Here is a 25,715-nt window from a genome sequence, read left to right as displayed (position 1 = left end):
TTAATTCATTATTCACAATTATTCAATGACTCTTTCTTTTTGGCGTTACTCCCACTTGGCCTTGGCGGTGTTTTCTTCTTTGTTTTTACTCTTAGCATCCGTAACCGGAACCATACTTGCGGTTGATGCCATTCAGGAAAAAACAGTTTCTTACCGAGCCGAAAACTTTGATGCAATAACACTTGGAGAAACCTTACCGATTCTGCGCAAAACCTATCCAGAAATAACCGAAGTAACGGTTGACCACAATCAGTTTGTATCTTTAGAAGGACTAGATCAAAAAGACAACAATATCAACGCCTATATTGACCCGCGAACAGGAAAAATATTAGGAGAACCCATCAAAAAAAGCGAATTCATTCAGTGGATTACAGGACTACACCGCTCGCTGTTTCTTCATGAAACGGGGCGTTTTTTTGTGGGACTTATTTCATTTATTTTAGTATTAATTTCCATTTCAGGTTTTATTCTTATCCTAAAAAGACAAAGAGGACTGCGCAACTTTTTTTCCAAAATTGTAAAAGAATATTTTGCGCAATATTACCATGTCGTACTAGGCCGATTGGCACTCATTCCGATATTGATTATTGCAGTTACAGGAACCTATCTGACATTGGAAAAATTCAACTTTTTCATTCCAAAAACAGATTCGAAAGAGCAAATTGAAAGCGTAAAATCTGCACCAATTGCCGATAAAACTTCGATATTTAAGAGTACTCTTTTGGCTGATGTTGAAAAAATAGAGTTCCCTTTTTCAGACGATCCCGAAGAATATTACATCATTACCTTAAAAGACCGAGAGATTGAAGTCAACCAATTTACCGGTGCTGTTGTAAGCGAAAAAGTTTCCCCGACAACGACACTTCTGTCAAATCTAAGTCTTGACTTGCATACCGGAAGAACCAATGCCATTTGGGCTTTCATCCTTGGACTTGCCAGTTTAAACATACTATTCTTTATCTATTCCGGTTTTGCGATGACTTTCAAAAGAAGAGCAAGCCGAATCAAGAATAAATTCAAGGCCGAAGAAAGCAAATTCATTCTGCTCGTTGGTTCCGAAAACGGAAGCTCCCTACGCTTTGCCAATGCAATCCTGAAGCAGTTAACCGATAGCGGAGAAAAAGCACATATTGCACAGCTTAATAATTACACTGTTTATCCAAAAGCCGAGCATTTATTGATTTTCACCTCAACTTATGGCTTGGGCGATGCTCCTTCAAATGCCGATAAGTTTGAATCTCTTTTGATCAAATACAATCAACAGCAAAAAATTAATTATACCGTAATTGGTTTTGGCTCCAAATCATATCCCGATTTTTGCGGTTACGCCAAACAAATTGATTTATTGCTTTCCAATCAGGATTGGGCACACCGACTTATTGATCTGCAGACAGTAAACGACAAATCGGCCGAAGAATTTGTCGAATGGGTAAAACAATGGAATCACAAAACCGGTTTCCAATTGGCCACTACCCCATCACTGTACAATCATATTCCGAAAGATTTAGAAAAATTAATGGTACTGGAAAAAACCACGGTTTCCGAAAATGAACAAACCTTTTTACTGACATTGCGTGCTGGAATGCGAAGCAAATTTACCTCTGGTGACTTATTGGCGATTTATCCCGCCAATGACAATCGGGAGCGTTTGTACTCCATTGGAAACAGTAATGGAAACATCCAATTGGCGGTAAAATTACATCCTTCGGGTTTAGGTTCTGGATTTTTATATAATCTATCCGTTGGCGATGCCATCAAAGCTCGAATTATCAATAATCATGCTTTTCATTTTCCCAGAAAAGCTAAAAAAATTGCACTTATTTCGAATGGAACTGGAATTGCCCCATTTTTGGGAATGATTGAACAAAACAAGAAAAAATCCGAAATCCATTTATATAGCGGTTTCCGTCAAAAAACCGAAATTACTTCCCGTTACGAAGCATTTGCTTCCGAAATGATTCAAAAACAGCAATTAAGAAACATCAGCTTGGCGTTTTCCCGTGAACAGAATCATCACTATGTAATGGATTTAATCAAAAGAGACGAAGATTTTTTTGCTGATTTATTGGCCAGCGGAGGTACTATAATGATTTGCGGAGCACTAAAAATGCAGTTTGATGTAGAAAATGTTCTTGACGCAATTTGTCTGGCAAAAAATAATGCAACCCTTTCCAATTATACAAGCAAAGGTCAGATTTTGACAGATTGTTATTAATTTTTGGAGCAGAAAGATAGGGCATTTTTAGAGAGATGGGTCCCGCTCTTCGTTACAATCTTTTGTAGAGACGGGTTTCAAACCCGCCTCTACAAAAGGATTTCCACTGCGATCGGGGCTAAAGGCAGGCATTTTTGCTTTTTTGGAATTAATTTTTATTCAGTATTCCAGACCTAACAGGTTTTAAAAATCTGTTAGGTCTAAAATTCAGAATTCTAAAAAAGTTGAAGCCTATATTCGCCCAACTTTTTAAATAGTATTGTCATTCCGTAGGAATCTCAAGTTGTTTACTTGCGCCGTATTAGATTCCTACGGAATGACAAACTTTATGGATAATTACATAGGGGAATGGCAAATTAAACAAATAGGATACAAAACCATTATGACACCAAAATATTTCATAACAATACTATCACTGCTTTTCCTAATCCAAACAGGCAACAGCCAAGTCCTCCGCAAGAGAGCCACAATGCTTATGGGCGGGCGTTTTGACATTACAATCGTTGCCAAAGATTCTCTTTCGGCAGAGCAAAGTATTGATGAAGTTATCGCCGAAATTTCGAGAATCGAATACCTAATCTCCGACTGGAAACCCAATACCCAAATATCCGAAGTAAACCGAAACGCCGGAATTCAGCCTGTAAAAGTCGACAAAGAGGTTTTTGAACTAACTCAAAGAGCCATTCATTTCTCGGAACTAACCAATGGGGGTTTTGACATCAGCTTTGCTGCTATGGACAGAATCTGGAAATTTGACGGCTCCATGACCGAAATGCCTTCGGCGGAAGCCATAAAAAAATCAGTCGAAAAAGTAGGTTACAAAAACATTATTCTGGACAGTATAAACTCAACCATTTTCTTAAAATTAAAAGGAATGAAAATTGGATTTGGCGCTTTAGGCGAAGGTTATGCAACCAACAAATGCAAGGAAATGATGCTCGCCAAAGGAATCAAAGCCGGAATTGTAAACGGTACTGGCGACATGAGCACTTGGGGGAAACAGCCTAACGGAAAACCTTGGAAAATAGGCATTACCAATCCTTTCCATCCAGAGGACTTATTAGGCGCAATTCCTCTCACACAAGGCGCAGTTACAACCTCCGGCTCCTATGAAAAATTTGTAGTTTTTGACGGCAAACGGTATTCCCACATTATAAATCCATCAACTGGTTATCCTGTAACCGGTCTCTGCAGTGTAACTGTCGTAGGTCCAAATGCAGAAACCGCCAATGGATTGAGTACTTCACTGATGATTTTAGGACAAAAGGAAGGTCTGCTTTTACTCAAAAAATTCCCCGATTACAGCTGTCTGATGATTACAGATAATGGCAAAGTGATAAAGTCTAAGAACTTTCAGATTAAAAAAATCAAGGCTAAACTTTAGTTACAATAATTTCACGAAAATGTAATTCTTAAAAAATTAGTGTCAATTTGTGCAATTCGTGTTTATTAATTTTTAATGTTCCATTTTTAATTTACTTGGCAAATACCCAAAAACCTTTTTGAAAGCCACTGTAAAATGCTGTGGATTTTTGTATCCCAATTCTTCAGAAACTAAAGCAACAGAATAATCCTTCTCCATAATTAATTGTTTGGCATATTCCATTCGAAGCTCCGCCAGATAATGAAAAACCGTGGTATTATAAACAATTTTAAAATATTTCTTCAGCTTAAAATCATTCAAGCCCACTTGCGCAGCAATACTCGCAAGCGTGTGCTTTTCCTTGAACTGCTCTTTAAGAATTCTCTCTACAGCGACAATTTTCAGATAATCCTGCGAACTTAAATCTTCGCTTATTTTCGTATTTTCTTCTTCATTAATAATATTGAATAAGTACGAAAGAATCTCAACAACCTTTGATTCCAAAAAAGCTTTTTTGATCGCTCCGGTATAATTGCATTGAATAATATCTTCAATCAGGATATACAATTTTGGCGAAATGCTTTTACTGGAATCCCACATAGTGTAGGCTGTTTTATTCGTTATGGCATCGGCCAATAAAGGAATCGCAGTTTTTAAATTGGGATAAAACAATTGTTCCAGATAGTCTTCGGTAAAAGTAATTTCTAAAGTTTTTCTTTTTTTAGCCCGATAATTCAAAACACCTTTTATCACCGGCAGATAAAATAGATTGTAATGTCCATGCGGGATATAAATTCCTCTTTCGGATGGATTTTCAGGGCAGTATTCATTATCTCCTTCTATTTCGATATGCAGTTTAATAAAGGAAAAATCATGCTGTATTTCAATGGAATAGGATTCTGTCTCCACTGTTATTTCCCGAATCGTCAAATGAATTCCGTTGAGCATAATATCAGTAATAATTCCGCTGACTCCTTTGTGATTGTAATCAATTTTCTTCTCGACGAGATGCTCTTTATTGAATTGAATCGGGTCGTTAATAACAACAGAATTCCCTTCAAATATTTCACTTCTCATCTCTGTTTTCATAAAATCCGTTTTGCGTTACTATTAATACTGATTGCGTTAATCAGGTCTTTCTTTACAAACTACTTTTGCGTAAAATTATCAATTTTTAATTAATCTAAATAATAATAACCATGATTATTATCAAAAAATCATTCTTGCCCCTATTCAAAATAATTGTTCTATTTCTTACACTTACCTCAACAAATATTTTTGCACAGCAAAATACCGGAACAATCAAAGGAACTGTAACTACATCAGACGATAAGGCTGGAGAAGCAGTTACGATTACAATACAGGAATTAAAAAAATCAACAACTTCTGATGCAAATGGAAATTATTTTTTTAACAAGATTCCAACAGGAAAATATCAGATCCAGATAAACACAGTGGAGCATCAGCCATCAACAAAGGAAGTTATTGTAAATACCAATGAAACAACAACCGCTGACTTTCAGCTGCAATCTTCATTAAAACAATTGAATGAAGTTGTCATAGTTTCGGGCGCAAAGAAATTTGCCGAAAAAAAAAGTGAATATGTTTCAAGACTTCCTATCAGTAATCTTGAAAATCCACAGGTTTACACGGTTGTTCCAAAAGAACTTTTTCAGGAACAAATCGCAGTTGATTTTAGAAGCGCATTGAATACTGCACCTGGATTGAGCAACGTTACCCAAAGTGTAGGTTCTGGCGGCGTTGGATTAAGCTTAAGAATGCGCGGTTTTAGTGGTGCATCTGCGGCTGGTTCTATCCGAAACGGAATGAATACCAACTGGGTAACGATGAGTGATCCGGTAAATCTGGAAAATATTGAAGTGATAAAAGGTCCATCGGCTACCTTGTTTGGATCGGCATTGACCACTTATGGCGGACTTGTAAACAGAGTTACCAAAAAACCTTTTGAAGCCACCAAAGGAGAAGTAAGCTACACCACGGGAAGCTGGGCTTTGAGCCGAACCACTGTTGATTACAATACCGCACTTAACGATGACAAAACAATGCTCTTTAGAATCAATGCCGCTTTGGACAACCAAAAAACATGGCAGGATTACGGAAAAAGCAAAGCCTTTATTATTGCTCCTTCGTTTACTTATCATATCAATGACAGATTAACTTTTGACCTGGATGTAGAAATGTATAGCGGAAGCCGTAATGCTACTTACATAGGTTTGGGAAATTTTACTCCAACGCCATCTGCCAAAAGTTATAATGATTTGAATTTTGACTTCAAAAAATCATACTCAACAGATGATTTGCAATCGGAAGCCAAGAATACAAACGTTTTTGCAAGAGCAACTTACAAATTGTCTGATCAATGGATTTCGCAAACCAATTTTTCGAATGCATACACAGATAACAAGGCCAATTATTTGTTCTTATTAATAAATACACCGGCTGCTGGAACTACTCAGCCTTTATTGCAACGCAGGTTAATGAATATCAACAGTGTTTTCAAAACCAGTCAGCTGCAGCAAAATTTCATTGGAAACTTCCATATCGGAAGTATAAAAAACCGATTGCTAGTCGGGCTGGATTACACCTATATCGGTACAAACGATAACAGATGGACTATTAATTCCTATGATGCTTCAGCAGGCAATCCATTAACGCCTATAAACGGAAATGCGCCATTTATCAATTTGGAAAAATACAAACAAATGGTTGCGGCAATGCCAGCCCCATCCGTAATTAACAACAGGGATTTAAGGACTACAAGTGCCTATGTATCGGATGTAATCAATTTTACCGACAAATTAATTGGAATGGCAAGTGTGAGATGGGATCACAACGAAAATAAAATTTCGAATTACAATCAAAATGCCGTTTCACCAAAAATGGGTATAATATACCAAATCATAAAGGACAAGGTTTCTGTTTTTGGAAACTACATGAACGGATTCAGCAATGTAGCACCTGGAATTACTGCTTCCAATCCAACGGAATTAACCGAATTTGATCCTGAAAAAGCCAATCAATTGGAAGGCGGGGTAAAAGTGGAATTGCTAGGTGGCAAATTAAATGGAACGCTAAGCTATTACAATATAGAAGTAAAAGATAAAGTTCGTGTAGATCCAACAAACAGCCTTTACTCTATTCAAGATGGTACCCAAAAAAGCAGTGGTTTTGAAGCGGACCTGATTGCCAACCCTTTTAGAGGTTTCCACATTATTATGGGATATGGATACAACGATAGCGAAATCACAAAAGCAACCGTTAATGAAGGCAATAGGCCTTATGCTACACCAAAAAACGTAGCCAATCTCTGGATGAGCTATAAAATATTGGACGGAAAAGCAAAAGGAATTGGTTTTGGTTTTGGAGGAAATACACAAAGCGACAGTTTTGCCAATGATACCAATACATTTACCGTAAACGGATATACAGTAATGGACGCAACGGTATTTTATGAAAAACCAAAATTCCGAATCGGTTTGAAACTAAACAATATTGCGAATAAGGAATATTGGACATCCGATTTCTGGTCGAATATGATGCCAACAAGACAATTAGTAGCCAATATCGCCTTCAAATTTTAATTACTTCAAATCAGTTGAGTTATTTTTCCCAAGTTAACAGTGCTAATACCGCTGTTGGCTTGGTTTTTATGATTAATACATTATGACAAAGAATCCACAAAAAACAGCAATTCCCAAGAAAACAAAACAAAAAAACAAGTGGAGCAAAATAAACCATTGGCTGCACTTGTGGCTCGGTCTCAGTTCTGGAATAATAGTTTTTATAATTGCACTCACTGGAGTACTGTTTATTTATTGTGATGATATTATTGATGGCTTGGCGTATGATTCTTTATACGTTCAAGAAGTCAAGCAGCAAAAACTCACTCCCGAAGAAATATTAAAATCGTTCAAACAGCAATTGCCGGAAAGAAAAGCAAGCTATTATATCAATTACCGCGATCCGAAACGAACCATAAAATTAGCTTCCTCTACCAAAGAAAGAGATCTGCAGTTTTCATGGATCGATCCATATACGGGCAAAATTTTGGAATCGGGCAAGGCATATGATTTTTTTTACATCGTAGCTCATATTCATAGTGGCGAGATGCCTTTTGGCAAAACTGGCAACTTGATTGTAGAAATCTCCGTTTGGATATTCTTGATTGAACTTATTACAGGTCTTATTCTCTGGTGGCCAAAAAAATGGAATAAGTCAACAAAAAAACAAAGCTTTAGCATAAAATGGAATTCCAGCTTCAAAAGATTGAATTATGATTTGCACAACGTTCCTGGCTTTTACAATCTATTGCCAGCTTTACTAATAACCATAACAGGTTTGATAATTGTCAACAAACCATTGGGCAATGCCACCCATAAAATATTTGGAGGAACTCCAAAAGCATATTCAAAGCTGCGTGACATCAAGCCTGAATACGATAGCACCAAAACATTTGCCCCTTTAAATCCTATCATTCAAAAACTATTTTCGAAAGACAAATCCATAGAGCAAGTCAAACTATCGGTTGCTTCGAAAGACAGTATTACAACCTTGTATGCCGTTACCGGCGAAAATATAGGATTAAAAGGAGTCGAAAACGGAAAAACCTATGCCATAAACCGCTATACAGGTCAGGAAATGGAAATTCCCATAAAAGTAATGAACGGGCTTGAAATTGATGATTGGACAATGAATCTTCATATTGGTTTTTGGGCAGGCTGGATTGGCAAAACTTTGACTTTAATCACGGGATTGATCTGCATGTTTCTGCCGATAACAGGATTTATTATTTGGTACGGACGTAATAATAAGTCGAAAGCTGTAAAGTCATAAGGTCGAAAATCAATTATAGTACTAAAAAACACCTGACAACCAATTAAAAATCACAATGAAAAAAACATTCTCCTTTCTATTCCTTCTATTTTATTTAACTAATTCGTTTTCTCAGGACAGTATTGTTATTGGCAGTAAACATCATATTTTTTCAAAAGCTTTGAATGAAGAAAGAAACTTTTGGATCTATCTCCCACCAGATTACAACAACAAGAAATTCGCGCCTGCAAAATATCCAGTTGTTTATTTATTGGATGCCGAAAATAATTTCCATTCCTATACCGGAATCCAGCAATCATTAGCCAAAGGACCTTATGCAATGATTCCGCAGATGATTGTTGTGGGGATTACAAATACCAACCGTACTAGGGATTTAACTCCAACGGAAGCCAATCGGCAGGCATTTTTTGATAAAGACAAAAAGTTTTTCAATCAAAGTGGCGGTAACAAAAACTTCATCACATTTTTGGAAACCGAGCTCCGTCCTTTCATCGATTCCAATTATCGGACTTCGGGGTATAACATATTAAATGGTCATTCCTTTGGCGGGCTGACAGCGGTAAATATTTTATTGCACCACACCCAATTATTTAACGCATACACTATTATAGATCCCAGTTTGTGGTGGGACAATGAAATCATGATCAAAAAAGCAGATTCTATTTTTAACAAAAAAGACTTTGAAAACCGCAGTATTTATGTGGCTATGGCCAATAAAATAAGTATTCCGCAAGACACTACAACCGACATGGCAAGAGGAATCCGAAAATTTGAAAAATTATTAGTTTCTAAAAATCCCAAAAAACTGCGCTGGTCTTTTAAATACTATGAAAATGAAGACCACGGAACCGTTCCTATTCCGGCAGAATATGACGGTTTACGGTTTATTTTCAAGGAACATTTAGTACAAGTGAAAGAAGCTGTGCAAAATCCTGCATTGGCAGAACAGCAATTCGCAAAACTTTCAAAAAATATTGGCTATACTTTTCTTCCAACAGAAAGCTACCTGGATTGGATGGGAAAGTTTTGTCTGGAAAAAGAAAAAACGGATAGTGCCATTGCATTTTTTCTGCTGGCAAAAAGATATTTTCCCAACAGTTCAAATGTATATTTAAGTTTAGGAAAAGGATTTTTAAAAAAAGAAGAAAAACTTCATGCCAAATTAGCTTTTGAAAAAGCGGTACAGCTTGCTCCAGATAATATAGAGGCAAAAATCAGTTTAGAAAATTTACAGCACTGAGCATGGCTCAAAAGCCTTTTGCTGAACGAACAAAAAAGTGAATTTGAAACTCACCTGCAGGAATAACTGACGTTTTAATTCTGTTAATTTTTTCATTAATCCATCGTAATCTTATTAAAAGAAAGACTTAATAAATAATAACAAACTACAAATCAACAACTTAAATACTACAAAATTATTATTAATATTTAGTCTAAATAAGTTGCAGTATCAAAAATGAGGTTTTATATTTGCACTGTTATTTTTAATTATTCCAAATAAACAACATGAAATATATTTTCCTCCCCCTAACGCTTTTTGCTTTCTGTCTAAACAGTCAAGCCCAAGACGTTGCAAGTAATTCAAACAGCACAAAAGATAACAGCCCTTACTATTTTGCTTCCGACAGTATAAAATCTGTGAATGATACTGTAAAGAAAAAAGGCCAGCAATTAAAAGAAGTTATTGTAACTGGTAATAAATTGCCAAAAGTTACCGCCTTACGTTCCGGTTTAAAACCAATGGATACCCCACAAAGCGTACAAGTAATAGGCTCTGAAGTAATCGAACAGCAGCAGGCTATCCGTTTGAGCGATGTAATCAAAAACGCCAATGGTGTTTATGTAGGATCTGCCCGAGGCGGTGCTAATGAATCTATGTGGTCTAGAGGATATTCCATGGATGCAAACAATATGTTTAAAAATGGTTTTCGTTATAATGCAGGTTCCATTCCTGATGTTGCATCATTAGAAAGAGTAGAATTCCTTAAAGGAGGTTCTGCTTTACTATATGGCAATGTGGCTCCAGGAGGAATTTTAAATTTGGTTACCAAAACACCAAAATTTACAGAAGGCGGTCAACTATCAATGCAAATGGGAAGTTATGCATTTTACAAACCATCCATTGATTTTTATGGTCCAATAAATAAATCTATAGCTTATCGATTCAATGCTTCTTATGAAAATTCAGAAAGTTTTAGAGATTTTGTAAAAAATGACCGTATTTATCTTAACCCTTCCTTCCTGTTTAACATTTCAGATAAAACTCAAATTACAGCACAAGGAGATTATTTAAGCGCTGACTGGGTTCCTGATTTTGGTACTGGAATTGTAGGTAAAGAAATATTAGATATTCCGCGTAATGTATATTATGGAGCACTCTGGTCAACAGGAAATACTAAATCCGCCAGTGCTTCTATATTTGTAAATCATGACTTTAATGATAATTGGAAATTAGGATTCAATACCTCTTATCAATCTTATCATAGAACACAAAAATCCACAGCTCAATTATCAAATTTAGCTTACACAGATAACAATGGCGTACAAGAGGTTAATTGGAAACGTGGTTTAACTCAAGCAGATGCTGCCGAAAAAATATTTGCCGATCAATTGTCTTTACAAGGAACTTTCAATACCGGAAGTATAAAGCACCAAATATTTACAGGAGCTGACTATGAAAATTCTTCCGCTCCAAGTTATACTTTTGGCTTTTATGATGCTGAGGCAAACCCTGCAGATCTCATAACAACAGAAGCTAAACCTATTAATTTATTTAACTATGACTACAGTACCCAAAGTCGTGATGTACCATATAGTAGCAGAATAACACAATTGATTACAACAGATACACAGCGTTTTGGGGTATTTGCCCAAGATTTACTTTCAATTAACAAATATATCAAAGTTTTGGCAGGACTACGCTGGTCTTGGCAAGAAGCTGAAGCTACAACAACTAAAGAGGAAATAGAAAAAGACAAAATCACAAATAAAAATGTTCTTAAAACTACTTATGAAAATGCTAAACCTGTAACAGCAGATAAAACTTTTAATAGAGCTTTTTCTCCAAAAGCAGGTCTGGTAATTCAGCCTAACAAAGATATATCTTTATTTGCTAGTTATTCGAACTCATTCTCTCCAAATACAGGAACAACTGTTTATGGAGAAACATTAGACCCATCTATTATAGACCAATACGAAGCGGGTATTAAAACCGATTTCTTGAAAGGACTTTTTAGCACTAATATAACTGTATATCAAATATCTAACAGTAATTTAGCACAAACTGCACAATTCCAGGCTGATGGAATTACGCAAAATGTAAACAACAATTTAAAAGAATTAGTAGGTGCTACAAAAGGAAAAGGAGTTGAAATAGACATCACTGCAAGACCAATTGAAGGTTTAAATATTATCGCTGGTTATAGCTTTAACGAAACGAAAGTCACTGAATCTTCAGGCACAAATGGAAGTCTTGTTGTAGGAGATGTTCTTGCCAGAACACCTAAACATACAGCTAACTTAAGTTTTTTCTATAAATTACCTAGCGGTGTATTAAAAGGATTATCTTTTGGAGCTATAGGAAATTATATTGGAGACCGCACAGGAGGCTGGAATGATGACTATTTATGGACAGCTCTTGTAGAGAAACCTAAAACTGTAAACGATTATAAAATAACCATCAGAGACCGTGACATTCCATTAGAAGGATATGCTACTGTTGACGCATCAGTTGGTTATGATTGGAAAAAAGTTTCTATTCTATGCAAAGTATCCAACATTACTGATGAATTAAATTACACAGTACACGAAAATTACAGTGTAAACCCAATTGCTCCACGTCAGGTAATGGTAAGTTTAAAATACAAATTATAAAAACTGTCAGTTAAAAAGCTTTTTATTTTTTTTCCAAAACTTTTTCTGTCACTTTCATCTTTTTGAAATACAGAAAAAGTTTTTGGTTTTTTTGTCGCTTTTTTAATTTTCAAAAAAAATATTGATTATGGATAAAAAAAATCCCAATTCCGAAAAAATTTCAGAATTGGGATTTTTTATCTTCTGGATTTAAAATAGTCAGCTAAATTTTCACAACCCGACAAATCACCACTATATTCGGGAAATTGTGTGGCAACCCTTTTCGAATCACTATATTTATTCTCTTTGGCATAATCCATCATCCGCAGACAAAGTGCTTTGAATTTTGCTGTTTTGGCATTTTGAAAAGCCAATTTGTAATAGGCGACAGCCTTAAGTTTGTTTCGGTATTCTATTTCGTCTATATATGATTCATTTTCATAGTTTTGATCAAAATAAGAAGTACTGCTGGAATAACGGCGCATCATCCATGAATTACCATAATCTGACATATTGTAATAGCAGTTTGCCAGAAGAAAATAGTAATAATCTCTATCTTTGGTTTTCGGATTATTGGCTAAATTGGTGTATTTTATCAAATGCTCCGTAATGGAAAGTTTGGTAACCAAAAACCTTTCTTTATGTTCAATAAAGTTTTCCGTATGTTTAAAATCATAAAATGGATTTTCATCAAAAGTATAATCGTCGCCATAATTCCCTCTTTCCCATGCATTATAATTGTCTTCCCAGTATCTTTCATCTATCGATTTAAAAGTTATTAAAGCATTACTCAATTGATTTTCCCGAATGTATTTTGTTCCCAACAAATCCTTCAAATAATCTTTATCTTTAAGCAATTTGGCATAAATGGCTTTCTCGAATTGGCTTAAATTTCCTGCTTTCAATTTATTGACAATAGTCTGCAGATCCTTGGCCGAATACACAAAATCCAAATAGTCGAAATAAGTATAAAACACTTCCAAATTCCCCGACGTTTGGATGCGGTTGCCTTGCCATTCTACATCGTCATCTGAATCATAAACTTCTGAAAAACTATTTTCCAATAACGAAATCAATGCCATTCCATCGATAATATTTCCTTTGAATTCCAATTCTCTACCCAATGCAAAAATAAATCGTTGGTCATTTTTGTATTTCAAAATTACATTTTGGATATCAGGCTTGATAATAGCTTTTCCATTTTCTTGATTCGCCGTAATACAAAGTGCTTTTATTTTCTCAATCTCTTCTAAAGATTTATCGTTTTTAAACTTTTTTTCAAACGAAGCAATTTGCTGTAAACAATCAGCATATTTTCGGGTCATAAACAGCAGATTGATTTGAGATGCTTCCCAAACCAAAGGACCCTGTATCGCTTTCAGATCAATTGATTTTACAAAATTCAAAACTTCCAGAGCATACAATCGGTCTTTTTCAGAACGGTCTCTTAATGTTTGAGTAGTAATTTTGTCATTATCTTCACTCCAATAATCAAATTGTGTCGACGGAGAATAATTGGAATAATAAGGTGTATAAACCCAATCTTCAATTTTATTAATTTCACGCAAAAGCAAAAACCCCAGAATCTCTGATTTTGAATTATTTTTATAAATTTCTTTTAGATAATCTAGGTTCTTATCTACTTTTTGAACAGAAGCATACGCATAAACATTAGCAATTTCCTCTTTGCTTCTAGCATGCATTAAAGCTTCTGAAATTTTAAATCCATCGTGAAAATAATAATAACTGGCGTATGTTTTTTCAGGGCAGTCTGCCATTAAATTGGCTGTATTCAGCATAGATTCACCACCTGATTTTGTAAAATTATAGAAAAACAAACTCCAATAATACAGATAATCTTTTTTGCTTCCATTGAAATTATTCTCAAAAACAGTTTTTATAATATTATTTTTTCCAGCATAATACGCAAATCGAGTCGTCAAAAAAGCATATTTACGTTTAAAATAGGAATTGCGTTCTTGCTGGGTAATTTTAACTAATTTATTCAAGAAATCACCTCTCTTATTTGTGTTCACAGCCTCATCTCTTTCCCAAACATCCTGCTCGAAAAAACCATTAATCATTTCACAGTTCTTTGCTGTCTTCAAGTAGGTAATCGCATCTTTTTTATTGTTTTTATAAAGATATTGGATAAAATCATTATTGCTTTTTGGACTAATATCCGTAAGCGTCAAATTATTATTAAAGTCTTCAATAGATTGAATACTTACCTTTCTATTGGTAAAATTATACCAATCCAAGATATTGGCTTCCACACTGGTTTTGTAACTATTTGGATTTAGATCATAATCAAATCCCCATAAATTGGCATTATAGTAAAATGCCTTATAGTGGGAGTATCTGAAATATTCGGGTCTTAATAAACAATACCGAATATCCTCCCCATAAGGAGAATAACCACATGCAGTACCCTTGTAAAAACTACTTACTAAAAGAACTGTAAAAACTAGAAATTTCTTCATTACTGTATTTTTTAAAAGTACTGTCGTCTAAATGGAATAAGGAAATAGTTGCATTGGAATCTAATTCTACATTCTTTTTTATTATCGAAATTGCCTTGCTGATTGTTTCAGCACTCACTTCTTCGCATTTAATTTGATCACCTTTTTTGAAAAAAGTGTCATATTGATAAGTGCTGTCTTTTGTCACCTCATACCACAATGGCTTTACAGGTTTTGTAAATCCGGCAATATCTGACGAATTCAGATTTAACAAACCCGAAAAACGATTATTTTCATACCATTGCGTCCAATAAAATACGGGTAAAGCCACATCTAAATGCATAGGATAACTGCGTCTTTCATCCAAATAGGATTCCAATTCGGCAATGTCCAAAATGGAATTTTTATCTTTTTGAGACAAGGGTTTTATCAGATTATAACACATCAGCATTGCTTTGTCCACGGGCGGAACTCCCATAATATCTGGATATTTATACGGATAAAGCCGAAGAGTACAGCTAATTTCCTTGTTGGATAATTCTTTTATTTTTTTCAGCAAATAGAAATACTTCTCTTTGGTCGATTTAGTCCAATCGCAGTCTATCTGAATTTCCGAATACTCAAAAATGTTTTTATCACTGTAATCTTTATGGTATTTGTCAATCAGAAAAACAATATTATCTGCTAATTTGTCCAGCGATTTTTCAGTATTGTATTGAAAGATTTCGTTTTTAATAAAAACTGCTGGTACAATAGCCAACGAATCTAACTTGCGGAATTCATATTCTCTTGGCCTATTTTTTTCATACGGAAAATTGCCCATCGTTTCATTATAATCTACTTCAAAAAATTTGACATAGACTTTTTTGACCTGCAATTTGTTAATTTTCTCAATGGATACATCGTCAAAAGAAGTATTGCTTTTCCAGTAATAAAAAGCTCTTTCGACATTTTCTACTTTATTTTCCTTTTTTGAACAAGACAAAAACAAAGCAGAAACAAAGACAAACAAAACGATTTTTTTCATTAGGAATAGGGATTTTATTAAAGTGTAAAATCGTACTAAAATTATATAATTTCAAAGCACAAAATCAAGAAATAAAACCATTTTTTTTGCTTTTAAAATGGAAAAAAAATGTTCTAATTTTGGACAAACCTTTTTTGTATCTTTGTGTATTATCAAAAAATAAAACCATGACAACCATAACCATTAATGAGCGTACAAAGGCAGGCAAAGCATTGCTTGAACTGGCAAAATTATTATCGCTTACCAATAAGGGTGTGGAAATAAATGAGGAAAGTCCATACAAGCCTGAATTTGTTGAAAAAATACTAAAGGCTGAAAAAAACATAAAAGAGGGAAAAACCAAAACTATTGATCCGAATGATGTATGGGGAAGTTTAGGATTGAAATAACCCAAGAAGCCGAAAAAGATTTAGCGAAACATTTCAAATCCGGCAATAAATCAAACATAAACACTATTCGAAAAATAATACTTGAACTCGAAAGTACACCCTATCAAGGAATTGGTAAACCCGAAAAACTAAAACATCAACTCAGTGGATATTGGTCAAGAAGAATAAACCAAAAAGACCGACTCATTTATAAAGTAGATGAAGATATCGTTACCGTTTATATAGTTTCAGCAATAGGACATTATTCAGATAAATAAAAAACCCCAATTCCAAAAATTTTCAGAATTGGGGTTGCTATTTTAATCAGGAATTAGACTATTTCAATCCAGCCAAACTTTGCTCGATTGTAGCAATTTTAGAAAGCGCATCTGCTTCTTTTTTGCGTTCGTTTTCTATGATTTCAGGTTTGGCATTGGCTACAAACTTTTCATTTGATAATTTCACCTGCACTGATTTCAAGAAGCCTTTGATGTAATTTAATTCTTCGTTCAATTTGGTGATTTCAGCTTCAACATCAATATTTCCGGTAATCGGGATGAAATATTCATTCGATTTTACACGGAAAGACAAAGCGCCATCCACTTTATCCGAAACATATTCTAATGAAGTAATATTCCCTAATTTGGTTATAACCGAATCAAAATAAGTCGAAGCTTTGTCATTGTTCACCACCTTCAATTCAATCGTATCTTTAAACGGAATATTCTTGTCCTTACGAATGGTTCTGATTCCAGAAATCACTTCAATGGAATTCTCAAAATCAGCAATTAATTTGGCATCAAATGATTTTAATTCTGGCCAAGTGGAGACTATTAAAGCTTCTTCTGCTGTTCTTTCTGCAATATGCTGCCAAATTTCCTCTGTCAGAAAAGGCATAAACGGATGTAATAATTTCAAATTGTTTTCCAGCATTTCTATCGCTTTCGCAAAAGTTACGCTGTCAATCGGCTGTTGGTATGCCGGTTTAATCATTTCCAAGAACCAAGAACAAAAATCGTCCCAAACCAATTTATAAATTCCCATCAAAGCATCGGAAATTCTGTATTTTTCGAAATTATCTTCGATTTCAGCTAAAGTCTGCTGTAATTTAGCTTCATACCATTCAATCGCCACTTTTGAAGATTCTGGTTGCGGAATTGAATCTGAAACTTCCCAGCCTTTTATCAGTTTGAAAGCATTCCAGATTTTATTCGTGAATCCTTTTCCTTGGTTGCATAATTCTTCATCAAACATAATGTCGTTTCCGGCAGAAGCACTCAAAAGCAATCCCACACGAACTCCATCAGCACCAAATTTTTCAATCAATTCCAAAGGCTCTGGAGAATTCCCCAACGATTTAGACATTTTACGTCTTTGCTTATCGCGAACCAAACCTGTTAAATACACATTTGAAAATGGTTTTTCTCCTGTATATTCATATCCAGCAATAATCATTCTCGCAACCCAGAAAAACAAAATATCTGGACCAGTCACTAAATCATTAGTCGGATAATAGTATTTAAAATCTTCATTTTCAGGATCCATAATTCCGCCAAAAACGGACATTGGCCACAGCCATGAAGAAAACCAGGTATCGAGTGCATCGGCATCTTGAGTTAGTTTGTCGGTTGTCAGTTGTTGGTTGTTGGTTCTTTCTTTAGCTAAAGCTAAAGCCTCTTCAATAGTTTCGGCAACTACAAAATCTTCTTTGCCATCACCATAATAATAAGCCGGAATCTGCTGTCCCCACCACAATTGACGGGAAATATTCCAATCGCGGATATTATTTAACCAATGCGCATAAGTGTTGTCAAAACGTTTTGGGTGTAATTTAATATCTCCTGTTTCCAAAACCGATTTAATAGCCGGTTTTACCAATTCATCCATTTTCAAAAACCACTGATCAGACAAACGAGGCTCGATCACTGCTTTGGTTCTTTCAGAAGTTCCTACTTTATTTAAGTGAATTTCAGTTTTAACCAAATCACCGTTTGCTTCCAATTCTTTCGCAATCTCGGCACGAACTACAAAACGGTCTTTTCCTTGATAGTGTAAACCAAAACTATTCAGCGTAGCATCTTCATTGAAAATATCAACTATCTCCAGATTGTGTTTTTCTCCTAATGTCTTATCGTTTACATCGTGAGCCGGAGTTACTTTCAAACAGCCCGTTCCAAATTCTACATCTACATATTCATCTTCGATAATTGGAACCACACGACCGCAAATTGGTACAATCGCTTTTTTCCCTTTCAAATGAATGAAACGCTCATCATTTGGATTGATGCAAATTGCTGTATCTCCAAAAATTGTTTCCGGACGTGTCGTTGCCACAGTCAGAAAATCTTCGCTTCCTTCGATTTTATATTTTAAGAAAAACAATTTTCCTTGTTGTTCTTCATAAATAACTTCTTCGTCAGACAAAGTTGTTTTGGCTTCCGGATCCCAGTTTACCATTCGGTATCCACGATAAATCATGCCTTTGTTGTATAAATCCACGAAAGATTTAATTACCGAAGCCGACATATCTGGATCCATCGTGAATTTGGTTCTTTCCCAATCGCAGGAACATCCCAGTTGTTTTAATTGTTCCAGAATTGTCCCTCCGTATTTATCTGTCCAGTCGTAAGCGTGTTTTAAAAACTCTTCGCGAGTCAAATCAGATTTATTGATTCCTTCCGATTTCAGTTTGGCAACTACTTTCGCCTCTGTTGCAATCGAAGCATGATCCGTTCCAGGAACCCAGCAGGCATTGAAACCTTTCAAACGGGCACGACGAATTAAAACATCCTGAATGGTATTGTTAAGCATGTGTCCCATGTGCAACACACCAGTCACATTGGGTGGCGGAATTACAATAGAATAAGGTGTTCTATGGTCTGGCTCCGAATGAAAATAATTATTCTTCATCCAGTAATCATACCATTTGTTTTCAATGGTTTTAGCGTCAAATTGTGCAGGAATTGTCATTTTATGTGGATTTGTTTAATCGTTGAATTGCTGATTCGTTTAATCGTACTTAAATCAAATTAACGATTAAACGGTTAAACAAATCAACAGCAAACGCTTTGGTCTGATTTTTGTTATTTTAAATTGGTGACAAAAGTAAAAAATTTAAATACAGTATAAAAAGCAAAATAAAAAATTGTGCATTAATTAAAAGGTAGTACATTTACTATACCTACTAAAAAATAAAATAAATGAAAAATATAAAATCCCTTTTAGCATTATTATTTTTAAGCACTATAGGTTTTGCCCAAAGCGGGCCTAAGATTGAAATTCAGCAGCCTAACAATACCATTGACTATGGAAAAGTAAGCAAGTCTGCTGATAATGGTGTCCGAAGCGTCACTTTCGTTAATAATGGCGATGCTCCTCTAAGTATAACTGGCATTCAGACTACAGCAAGTTTTACTATATTGTATAAACCAGCCCAGCCAATTGCCCCAGGGAAATCAGAAAAAATTGAAATAAAATACAATATGGTTCCTGGTCCAATCCGAAAAACAATCACTCTCGAGACCAATGCTGTAAATTATGAAGAAGGCAGAGTACCTCTTAAAATAAAAGGAGAAGTCTTAACAAATTAAATTAAAAAAACGCTTTAAAGCGTTTTTTTTGTTACAATTCATCAATTAATTGAAAAGCAAATTTCAATGTTTTACTTTCTCTTTCAACTTCCAGATAAATCCATTTATCATCATCAGATTTAAACAATTCATTTAGTTTTTCTAATGAATATTTATACGCTGGCAATTTATTAATCGAAATAATTATGTCTCCCACTCTCAAACCGCATTTGGATGCAGCTGAATTTTTGCGGACATTGGCAATTTCATAAATTGGCTTAAGTTCAAATTTATATCTAAAATCATTTGTAACATTATTACCATTTTTATCAAATGAAATTCCTCCAGACAAAGGCACCGTTTCCATTCTCACTGTCTCTTTTACCCATTGTATTCCATTATGTTTTATTTCGATACCGCTTTTATTATAACCAAATGGCTCATTAAATCTAGAGTTTCTTTTTAAATAAAGCAGTTCATTTTTATAATCAAAAACTATTGAAAACCGTTTTAAAATTTCACCTCCAACTGAACCGATCCTGTCTTTGACCATTCGGACATTTCTTATAGAAGCCGAATCTGGGAATGCAACAATGGGCTTTCTAAAATTGTACTTATCAAATGAAAAATTAGCAATACGCGCTCTTCTTCCCTCGATATCGCCACTAAAGCCTTTTCCTAAAAAATCTTCAAAATTTTTAGCTGGAACTTTAATCTGGCTTGATAAATTTTGGAAAAGCCACACAGAGTCGCTATTTCCTGTATCTATTAACAATTTTACTCCTATATCTAAATTATCAAATTCTGTAATTCCCATCAGATAAGGCTTAAACCTGTCAATTGTGATAGCAGTTTTATCAAATTTTTTTTCTACTTTTTTTCTATTGCTGTCATTATTTTTATAAACAATAACTTTTTTACTGGCATAGTCAATTCGAACTAAATTCTCTTTGAAAAAATTATATCCAATAATGCCATTTACAGGAATTCCAATTTGTGAAGAAAGATTAAAACTCTGATCCAGAATAACATAAATAAGCTGTCTGCTGGCTTTAACCCCATCTAATTCAAGAATATTATTAGTAGTTTTCAATCCTTCAATAGCTTCTTCACTGCCCAAACCTCGCAAACTGATTTTTTCAGAATTATAAAAATTTATCTCGGGATTATCTTCTAAACTAAAAAGAATTGTTTCCTCTACACCAGTATCCAAAAGGAAATTCAACTCTACTCCATTTACTTTAATAGGAATAAAAACTAAATTATTAATCAGTACTATTGGCACTGTAACTTTTTCGACTCCTTTATCAAACACAAAATCGTCCTGAGCAAAAACAGGCATTATTGTCAGTAATAAAAGAAAAAATATACATTTTTTTTTCATTTAGTTATATTTCTATAATGTTACCCAATTATACGATAATAATGAACAAAAAACAACAAAATAGGCATATAGTTTACTGTATTTTTGGAAAATAAATCGCAAATTTGCACCTCAAATTTATAATCATGCCTGAAATTTCAATCAGAGGTCGAAGAATGCCGGAATCACCAATCCGTAAATTGGCTCCATACGCAGATATAGCTAAAAAAAAAGGACATAAAGTTTATCATTTAAATATTGGCCAGCCTGATATAAAAAGCCCCGAAATTGCAATCAATGCGATAAAAAATATTGATTTAGCAATTATTGAATACGGCCCATCAGCTGGATATGAAAGCTACCGAAAAAAACTAGCCCAATTTTACACCAAACAAAATGTAAAAGTAGGCTTTGAAGATATTATGATTACCACAGGTGGTTCTGAAGCACTATTATTTGCCTTGGGAAGCATCATGGACCCAGGAGATGAAGTTATCATTCCGGAACCTTTTTACGCCAATTACAGCGCTTTTTCGGAAGAATCAAGCGCAACAGTTGTTCCTGTAATTTCTAACATTGAAAGCGGATTTACACTCCCCACAATCGAAGAATTTGAAAAAGCAATCACGCCAAAATCAAAAGCGATCTTAATCTGTAATCCAAATAACCCGACAGGCTATTTATATTCGGAATCCGAAATCAAACAGCTGGGAGAATTGGTTAAAAAACATGATTTGTTTTTAATCGCTGACGAAGTGTACCGTGAATTCATTTACGATGAAAGAGACAAGCATTTTTCTGTCATGAATCTAACAGGAATCGAGCAGAATGTAATCATGATTGATTCGGTTTCTAAAAGATACAGTATGTGCGGTGCACGTATTGGCTGTATGGTAACTAAAAACAGAGAAGTTATAGCGGCTGCAATGAAATTTGCACAAGCCCGTCTATGCCCACCAACAATTGAACAGATTGCCTGCGAAGCTGCAATTGACACACCTCAAAGCTATTTTGATGAAGTTATTACCGAATACAAAGAACGAAGAGATATTTTAATAAGCGAATTAAACAAAATAGACGGTGTAATTGTAAAGACTCCCAAAGCAGCTTTTTATTGTATTGCTCAGCTCCCAATTGACAATGCAGATGTTTTTGCACAATGGCTTTTGGAAAAATACGAACTGAACGGTGAAACGGTTATGATTGCTCCTGCTGCGGGTTTCTACTCGACTCCAGGCGTAGGCTTGAATCAGGTTCGTATTGCTTATGTTTTGAAAAAAGAAGATTTAATTAATGCAGTTCGCATTTTGAAAGAGGCGATTGCTGTTTATAATTCGAAATAGAAAAAACATTCTAAATATTTAAAAAGCAATATCGGTAACGGTATTGCTTTTTTGTTTTGTATCAAAATCAGTTTTACGGCATTTTCCTCGCAATTTTGTCATTCCGACGGAGGAGGAATCTCCACTAAAAGCTCTACAAAGATTGGTGCTTTGATTGCGGAATTACTTATGGAGATTCCTACGGAATGACAAATTTGTGGAGTTTTGAAATGATAAAAAAGTCATTGATTGATTTATAAGATTTATTCTTTCACCAGAGATCTAACAGCAGTTTTCAACACCGTGTTTTGTGTTTCTGATGAAACAAAAATGTTGATCTTTAGCCCCGATTGCAACGGAAATCCTTGTGGGCTGGGGTTCAGCCCACAAGATTACTTCGTCAGTTCGCTATCGCTCGTGTGTAACAGAAAGCAGGAGGAATTGCTGTTATAACATCAAATGTTCTGCTCCTAAAAACAATAATAGATGCCTATTTATTGATAGAATTAAAAAGCCAAAACGATAGAAAATGTTTCCTTTTTATTAATTATCTTTACCCCTCAAAAATAGACAATCATAATAACAGTAGCTTTTAATGATAAACAACGAAGAATTTCAGGACGAAATAGGAAACAATCATATTAGTACAAATGCTCAAAATCCAGTACGTAAAGATGCTTTTGACATTACAGATGAAGAAAAGATCGAAAAAATAAAAAAAGATGTCGAAAACATTCTCTTAACACTAGGAATGGATTTGACAGATGACAGCATGAAAGGCACTCCTAATCGTGTTGCAAAAATGTTTGTAAAAGAAATTTTTGGAGGTTTGAATCCTGACAAAAAACCAAAAGCATCCACTTTTGAAAACAATTACAAATACGGCGAAATGCTGGTTGAAAAAAACATTACGCTTTACTCTACCTGCGAACATCATTTATTGCCAATCATAGGAAGAGCGCATGTGGCGTACATTTCGAGCGGCAGGGTTATTGGCCTTTCGAAAATGAACCGTATTGTTGAACATTTTGCCAAAAGACCTCAAGTACAAGAACGTTTAACAATGCAGATTGTTCAGGAACTTCAACAAGCCCTTGGTACCGAAGATGTTGCCTGCGTAATTGACGCTAAACACCTTTGCGTGAATTCAAGAGGAATCAAAGATATCGAAAGCAGTACGGTAACTTCTGAATTTGGCGGAAAATTCAAAGACGCCCAAATCAAAAGAGAATTTTTGGATTACATTAAACTGGAGACTAAATTTTAAAAGTTTATAGTTTTTTGTTAATTGTTTATAGTTCGTGATGGGGAAAATACTGAAATTCGAAGATTTGGAAATTTGGAGATTGGCTCGAGAAATTTGCCAACAAGTTGAACTTCTAATCCAAATGACAAACTTAAAAACTAACTATTCCTTAAAAGACCAAATCGACAGAAGTTCTGGTTCTATTATGGATAATATTGCTGAAGGCTTTGAAAGAAATGGCAATAGAGAATTCATCCAATTTTTAAGTATTGCAAAGGGTTCTGCTGGTGAAGTAAAATCACAATCGTATAGAGCATTTGATAAAAAATTGATTTCTGAAGAACAACATTTAAAATTAAACGAAAATGTTGAACACGTAAAAAATAAAATTGGAGCAATGATGAATTACTTAAACAATTGTGAAATTAAAGGTCTCAAATTCAAGTAAAAGTTTCCACATCCAAAACAATAACAATAAACCAAAAACAACAAACAATAAACATCACAATGCCATTATATAAAAACCAAACCTTAAAAATATACAATTCTCTTTCGGGAGAAAAAGAAACATTTACGCCAATCAACGAAGGAAATGTGGGCATGTATGTATGCGGACCAACGGTTTACAGCAATGTGCATCTTGGGAATGTGAGAACTTTTATGTCGTTTGACGTAATCTTTAGATACTTACAGCACTTAGATTACAAAGTTCGTTACGTTCGAAACATTACCGATGTTGGTCATATTGTGGACGATGTAGACGAAGGTGAAGATAAAATTGCAAAAAAAGCACGTTTGGAGCAATTGGAACCTATGGAAGTGGTTCAGAGGTACACAGTGGATTTTCACGATATCCTAAATGCTTTCAACTTTTTGCCACCAAGCATTGAACCAACTGCAACTGGACATATTATTGAGCAGATCGAAATCATAAAAACCATTATCGACAAAGGAATTGGTTATGTAGCCAATGGATCAGTTTATTTTGATGTGGTTAAATTCAACGAAACTAACAATTATGGTGTATTGAGCGGTCGAAATATTGAAGACATGCTTGCCAACACCCGTGATCTTGACGGACAGTCGGACAAAAGAAATCCGCAGGATTTTGCGCTTTGGAAAAAAGCCGAACCACAGCACATCATGCGCTGGCCTTCGCCTTGGAGTGACGGTTTTCCAGGCTGGCACTTGGAATGTACTGCCATGAGCACTAAATATTTAGGTAATCATTTTGATATTCATGGTGGCGGAATGGATTTAAAATTCCCGCACCACGAATGTGAAATTGCTCAAAACGAAGCCTGTACAGGACACACGCCGGTCAATTATTGGATGCATGCCAATATGCTTACCCTAAACGGTAAAAAAATGGCAAAATCCACCGGAAATAATATCCTGCCAGGAGAGATTTTAACAGGAGAAAATCAGTTTTTAAGCAAGGCTTTTTCGGCTTCGGTTACCCGATTTTTTATGATGCAAGCTCACTACAGAAGCATTCTTGATTTCTCTGATGAAGCAATTATTGCTGCAGAAAAAGGATATAAAAGGCTGATGGAAGCAATGGAAGCTTTGAAAGGTATTTCGGCAAAAGAAACCAGCTCATTAGACATTGCAAGCTGGAAACAATTGTGTTATGATGCGATGAATGACGATTTCAATACTCCAATCCTTATTGCTCAATTATTCGAAGGAGTTCGTTTTATCAATTTATTGAAAGACGAAAAAGAAACTTTGAATGCTGTCGATTTAAAATTATTCACTACTGCCATGCAGGCTTTTGTATTCGATGTTTTGGGATTGGAAGAAGAAAAAACCAATGGCAATACCGATAAATTAGAAGGTGTAGTTAATATGCTTATTGGCATGCGCAAACAGGCAAGAGACAATAAAGATTTTGCGATGTCTGACCAGATCCGTGACCAGTTAATAGCTTTAGGCATTCAATTAAAAGATGGGAAGGAAGGAACTACTTTTAGTATAAATTGATTTTAGATTGTTGATTAACGCCTTTTGACTTCAGATTTCTCTGCAAAGGAAATCTTAAAACGTTAATCCTAAATCGTTAATCTTAAAT

18 protein-coding genes are annotated in these 25,715 nt (G+C 35.0%); 13 read left to right on the top strand and 5 right to left on the bottom strand.

Annotated features, from left to right (window positions below; all coding sequences use genetic code 11):
• Positions 1-25: 25 nt before the first annotated feature.
• Together ABEG11_RS10760 and ABEG11_RS10755 are read left to right on the top strand one after the other, a co-directional pair.
• Positions 26-2,215, top strand: coding sequence for a PepSY domain-containing protein (locus ABEG11_RS10760; protein ID WP_348824169.1), 2,190 nt, complete (start codon positions 26-28; stop codon positions 2,213-2,215).
• Between the two features lie 382 nt (positions 2,216-2,597).
• Positions 2,598-3,599, top strand: a complete 1,002-nt coding sequence (locus tag ABEG11_RS10755) for an FAD:protein FMN transferase (protein WP_348824234.1) — start codon at positions 2,598-2,600, stop codon at positions 3,597-3,599.
• Positions 3,600-3,671: 72 nt separating this feature from the next.
• Here the strand turns inward: ABEG11_RS10755 and ABEG11_RS10750 are convergent, their stop codons facing one another.
• Positions 3,672-4,667, bottom strand: a complete 996-nt coding sequence (locus tag ABEG11_RS10750) for a helix-turn-helix domain-containing protein (protein ID WP_348824168.1) — start codon at positions 4,665-4,667, stop codon at positions 3,672-3,674.
• A gap of 110 nt (positions 4,668-4,777) precedes the next feature.
• On the opposite strand from ABEG11_RS10750, the gene ABEG11_RS10745 reads away from it, so the two are divergent.
• The 4 genes from ABEG11_RS10745 to ABEG11_RS10730 all read left to right on the top strand — a co-directional run bounded on the left by ABEG11_RS10745 (position 4,778) and on the right by ABEG11_RS10730 (position 12,305).
• Entirely contained in the window at positions 4,778-7,180 is a 2,403-nt protein-coding gene (locus tag ABEG11_RS10745) for a TonB-dependent siderophore receptor (protein ID WP_348824167.1), read from the top strand.
• Between the two features lie 82 nt (positions 7,181-7,262).
• Positions 7,263-8,432: a PepSY-associated TM helix domain-containing protein gene (locus ABEG11_RS10740; protein ID WP_348824166.1), complete on the top strand. Its 1,170-nt coding sequence runs from the start codon at positions 7,263-7,265 to the stop codon at positions 8,430-8,432.
• Positions 8,433-8,487: 55 nt separating this feature from the next.
• Positions 8,488-9,672, top strand: a complete 1,185-nt coding sequence (locus tag ABEG11_RS10735) for an alpha/beta hydrolase-fold protein (protein ID WP_348824165.1) — start codon at positions 8,488-8,490, stop codon at positions 9,670-9,672.
• A gap of 266 nt (positions 9,673-9,938) precedes the next feature.
• Positions 9,939-12,305, top strand: coding sequence for a TonB-dependent siderophore receptor (locus ABEG11_RS10730; RefSeq protein ID WP_348824164.1), 2,367 nt, complete (start codon positions 9,939-9,941; stop codon positions 12,303-12,305).
• A 176-nt stretch (positions 12,306-12,481) separates the two neighbouring features.
• Here ABEG11_RS10730 and ABEG11_RS10725 read toward each other — a convergent pair whose 3' ends face one another.
• Positions 12,482-14,767: a hypothetical protein gene (locus tag ABEG11_RS10725; protein ID WP_348824163.1), complete on the bottom strand. Its 2,286-nt coding sequence runs from the start codon at positions 14,765-14,767 to the stop codon at positions 12,482-12,484.
• Positions 14,727-15,773 (bottom strand): hypothetical protein, encoded by a 1,047-nt coding sequence (locus ABEG11_RS10720; protein WP_348824162.1) that lies wholly within the window; start codon positions 15,771-15,773, stop codon positions 14,727-14,729. Before ABEG11_RS10720 ends, ABEG11_RS10725 begins: the two co-directional genes overlap by 41 nt.
• Positions 15,774-15,940: 167 nt before the next feature.
• Here ABEG11_RS10720 and ABEG11_RS10715 point away from each other — a divergent pair, with 167 nt between their 5' ends.
• Positions 15,941-16,162 (top strand): DUF2683 family protein, encoded by a 222-nt coding sequence (locus ABEG11_RS10715; protein WP_348824161.1) that lies wholly within the window; start codon positions 15,941-15,943, stop codon positions 16,160-16,162.
• The gene (locus ABEG11_RS10710) at positions 16,138-16,419 is read left to right on the top strand and encodes a Txe/YoeB family addiction module toxin (RefSeq protein ID WP_348824160.1); all 282 of its coding nucleotides are present in this window, start codon (positions 16,138-16,140) and stop codon (positions 16,417-16,419) included. The genes ABEG11_RS10715 and ABEG11_RS10710 overlap by 25 nt, the downstream gene beginning before the upstream one ends.
• Positions 16,420-16,477: 58 nt before the next feature.
• Here ABEG11_RS10710 and ABEG11_RS10705 read toward each other — a convergent pair whose 3' ends face one another.
• Entirely contained in the window at positions 16,478-19,111 is a 2,634-nt protein-coding gene (locus ABEG11_RS10705; RefSeq protein ID WP_348824159.1) for a valine--tRNA ligase, read from the bottom strand.
• Between the two features lie 230 nt (positions 19,112-19,341).
• Here ABEG11_RS10705 and ABEG11_RS10700 point away from each other — a divergent pair, with 230 nt between their 5' ends.
• Positions 19,342-19,731 (top strand): DUF1573 domain-containing protein, encoded by a 390-nt coding sequence (locus ABEG11_RS10700; protein WP_348824158.1) that lies wholly within the window; start codon positions 19,342-19,344, stop codon positions 19,729-19,731.
• 31 nt (positions 19,732-19,762) lie between these two features.
• Here the strand turns inward: ABEG11_RS10700 and ABEG11_RS10695 are convergent, their stop codons facing one another.
• On the bottom strand, positions 19,763-21,094 hold the full coding sequence (locus ABEG11_RS10695; RefSeq protein WP_348824157.1) for a PDZ domain-containing protein: 1,332 nt from the start codon (positions 21,092-21,094) through the stop codon (positions 19,763-19,765).
• Positions 21,095-21,219: 125 nt separating this feature from the next.
• Between ABEG11_RS10695 and ABEG11_RS10690 the strand changes: the two genes are divergently transcribed.
• The 4 genes from ABEG11_RS10690 to cysS all read left to right on the top strand — a co-directional run bounded on the left by ABEG11_RS10690 (position 21,220) and on the right by cysS (position 25,627).
• A complete protein-coding gene (locus tag ABEG11_RS10690; protein WP_348824156.1) occupies positions 21,220-22,416 on the top strand; it encodes a pyridoxal phosphate-dependent aminotransferase in 1,197 nt (398 codons plus the stop codon).
• A gap of 574 nt (positions 22,417-22,990) precedes the next feature.
• Positions 22,991-23,662 carry a GTP cyclohydrolase I FolE gene (gene folE, locus ABEG11_RS10685; protein ID WP_348824155.1) on the top strand — a complete coding sequence of 224 codons (672 nt, stop codon included), beginning with the start codon at positions 22,991-22,993 and terminating at the stop codon, positions 23,660-23,662.
• 37 nt (positions 23,663-23,699) lie between these two features.
• A complete protein-coding gene (locus ABEG11_RS10680) occupies positions 23,700-24,089 on the top strand; it encodes a four helix bundle protein (RefSeq protein WP_348824154.1) in 390 nt (129 codons plus the stop codon).
• A 59-nt stretch (positions 24,090-24,148) separates the two neighbouring features.
• Positions 24,149-25,627 (top strand): cysteine--tRNA ligase, encoded by a 1,479-nt coding sequence (cysS, locus tag ABEG11_RS10675; RefSeq protein WP_348824153.1) that lies wholly within the window; start codon positions 24,149-24,151, stop codon positions 25,625-25,627.
• Positions 25,628-25,715: the final 88 nt, after the last annotated feature.

The organism is Flavobacterium aestuarii (assembly GCF_040049115.1).
Lineage (GTDB): Bacteria > Bacteroidota > Bacteroidia > Flavobacteriales > Flavobacteriaceae > Flavobacterium > Flavobacterium aestuarii.
Note: the sequence above shows the minus strand (reverse complement) of the source record. Positions and strands in the feature narration are given on the sequence as shown.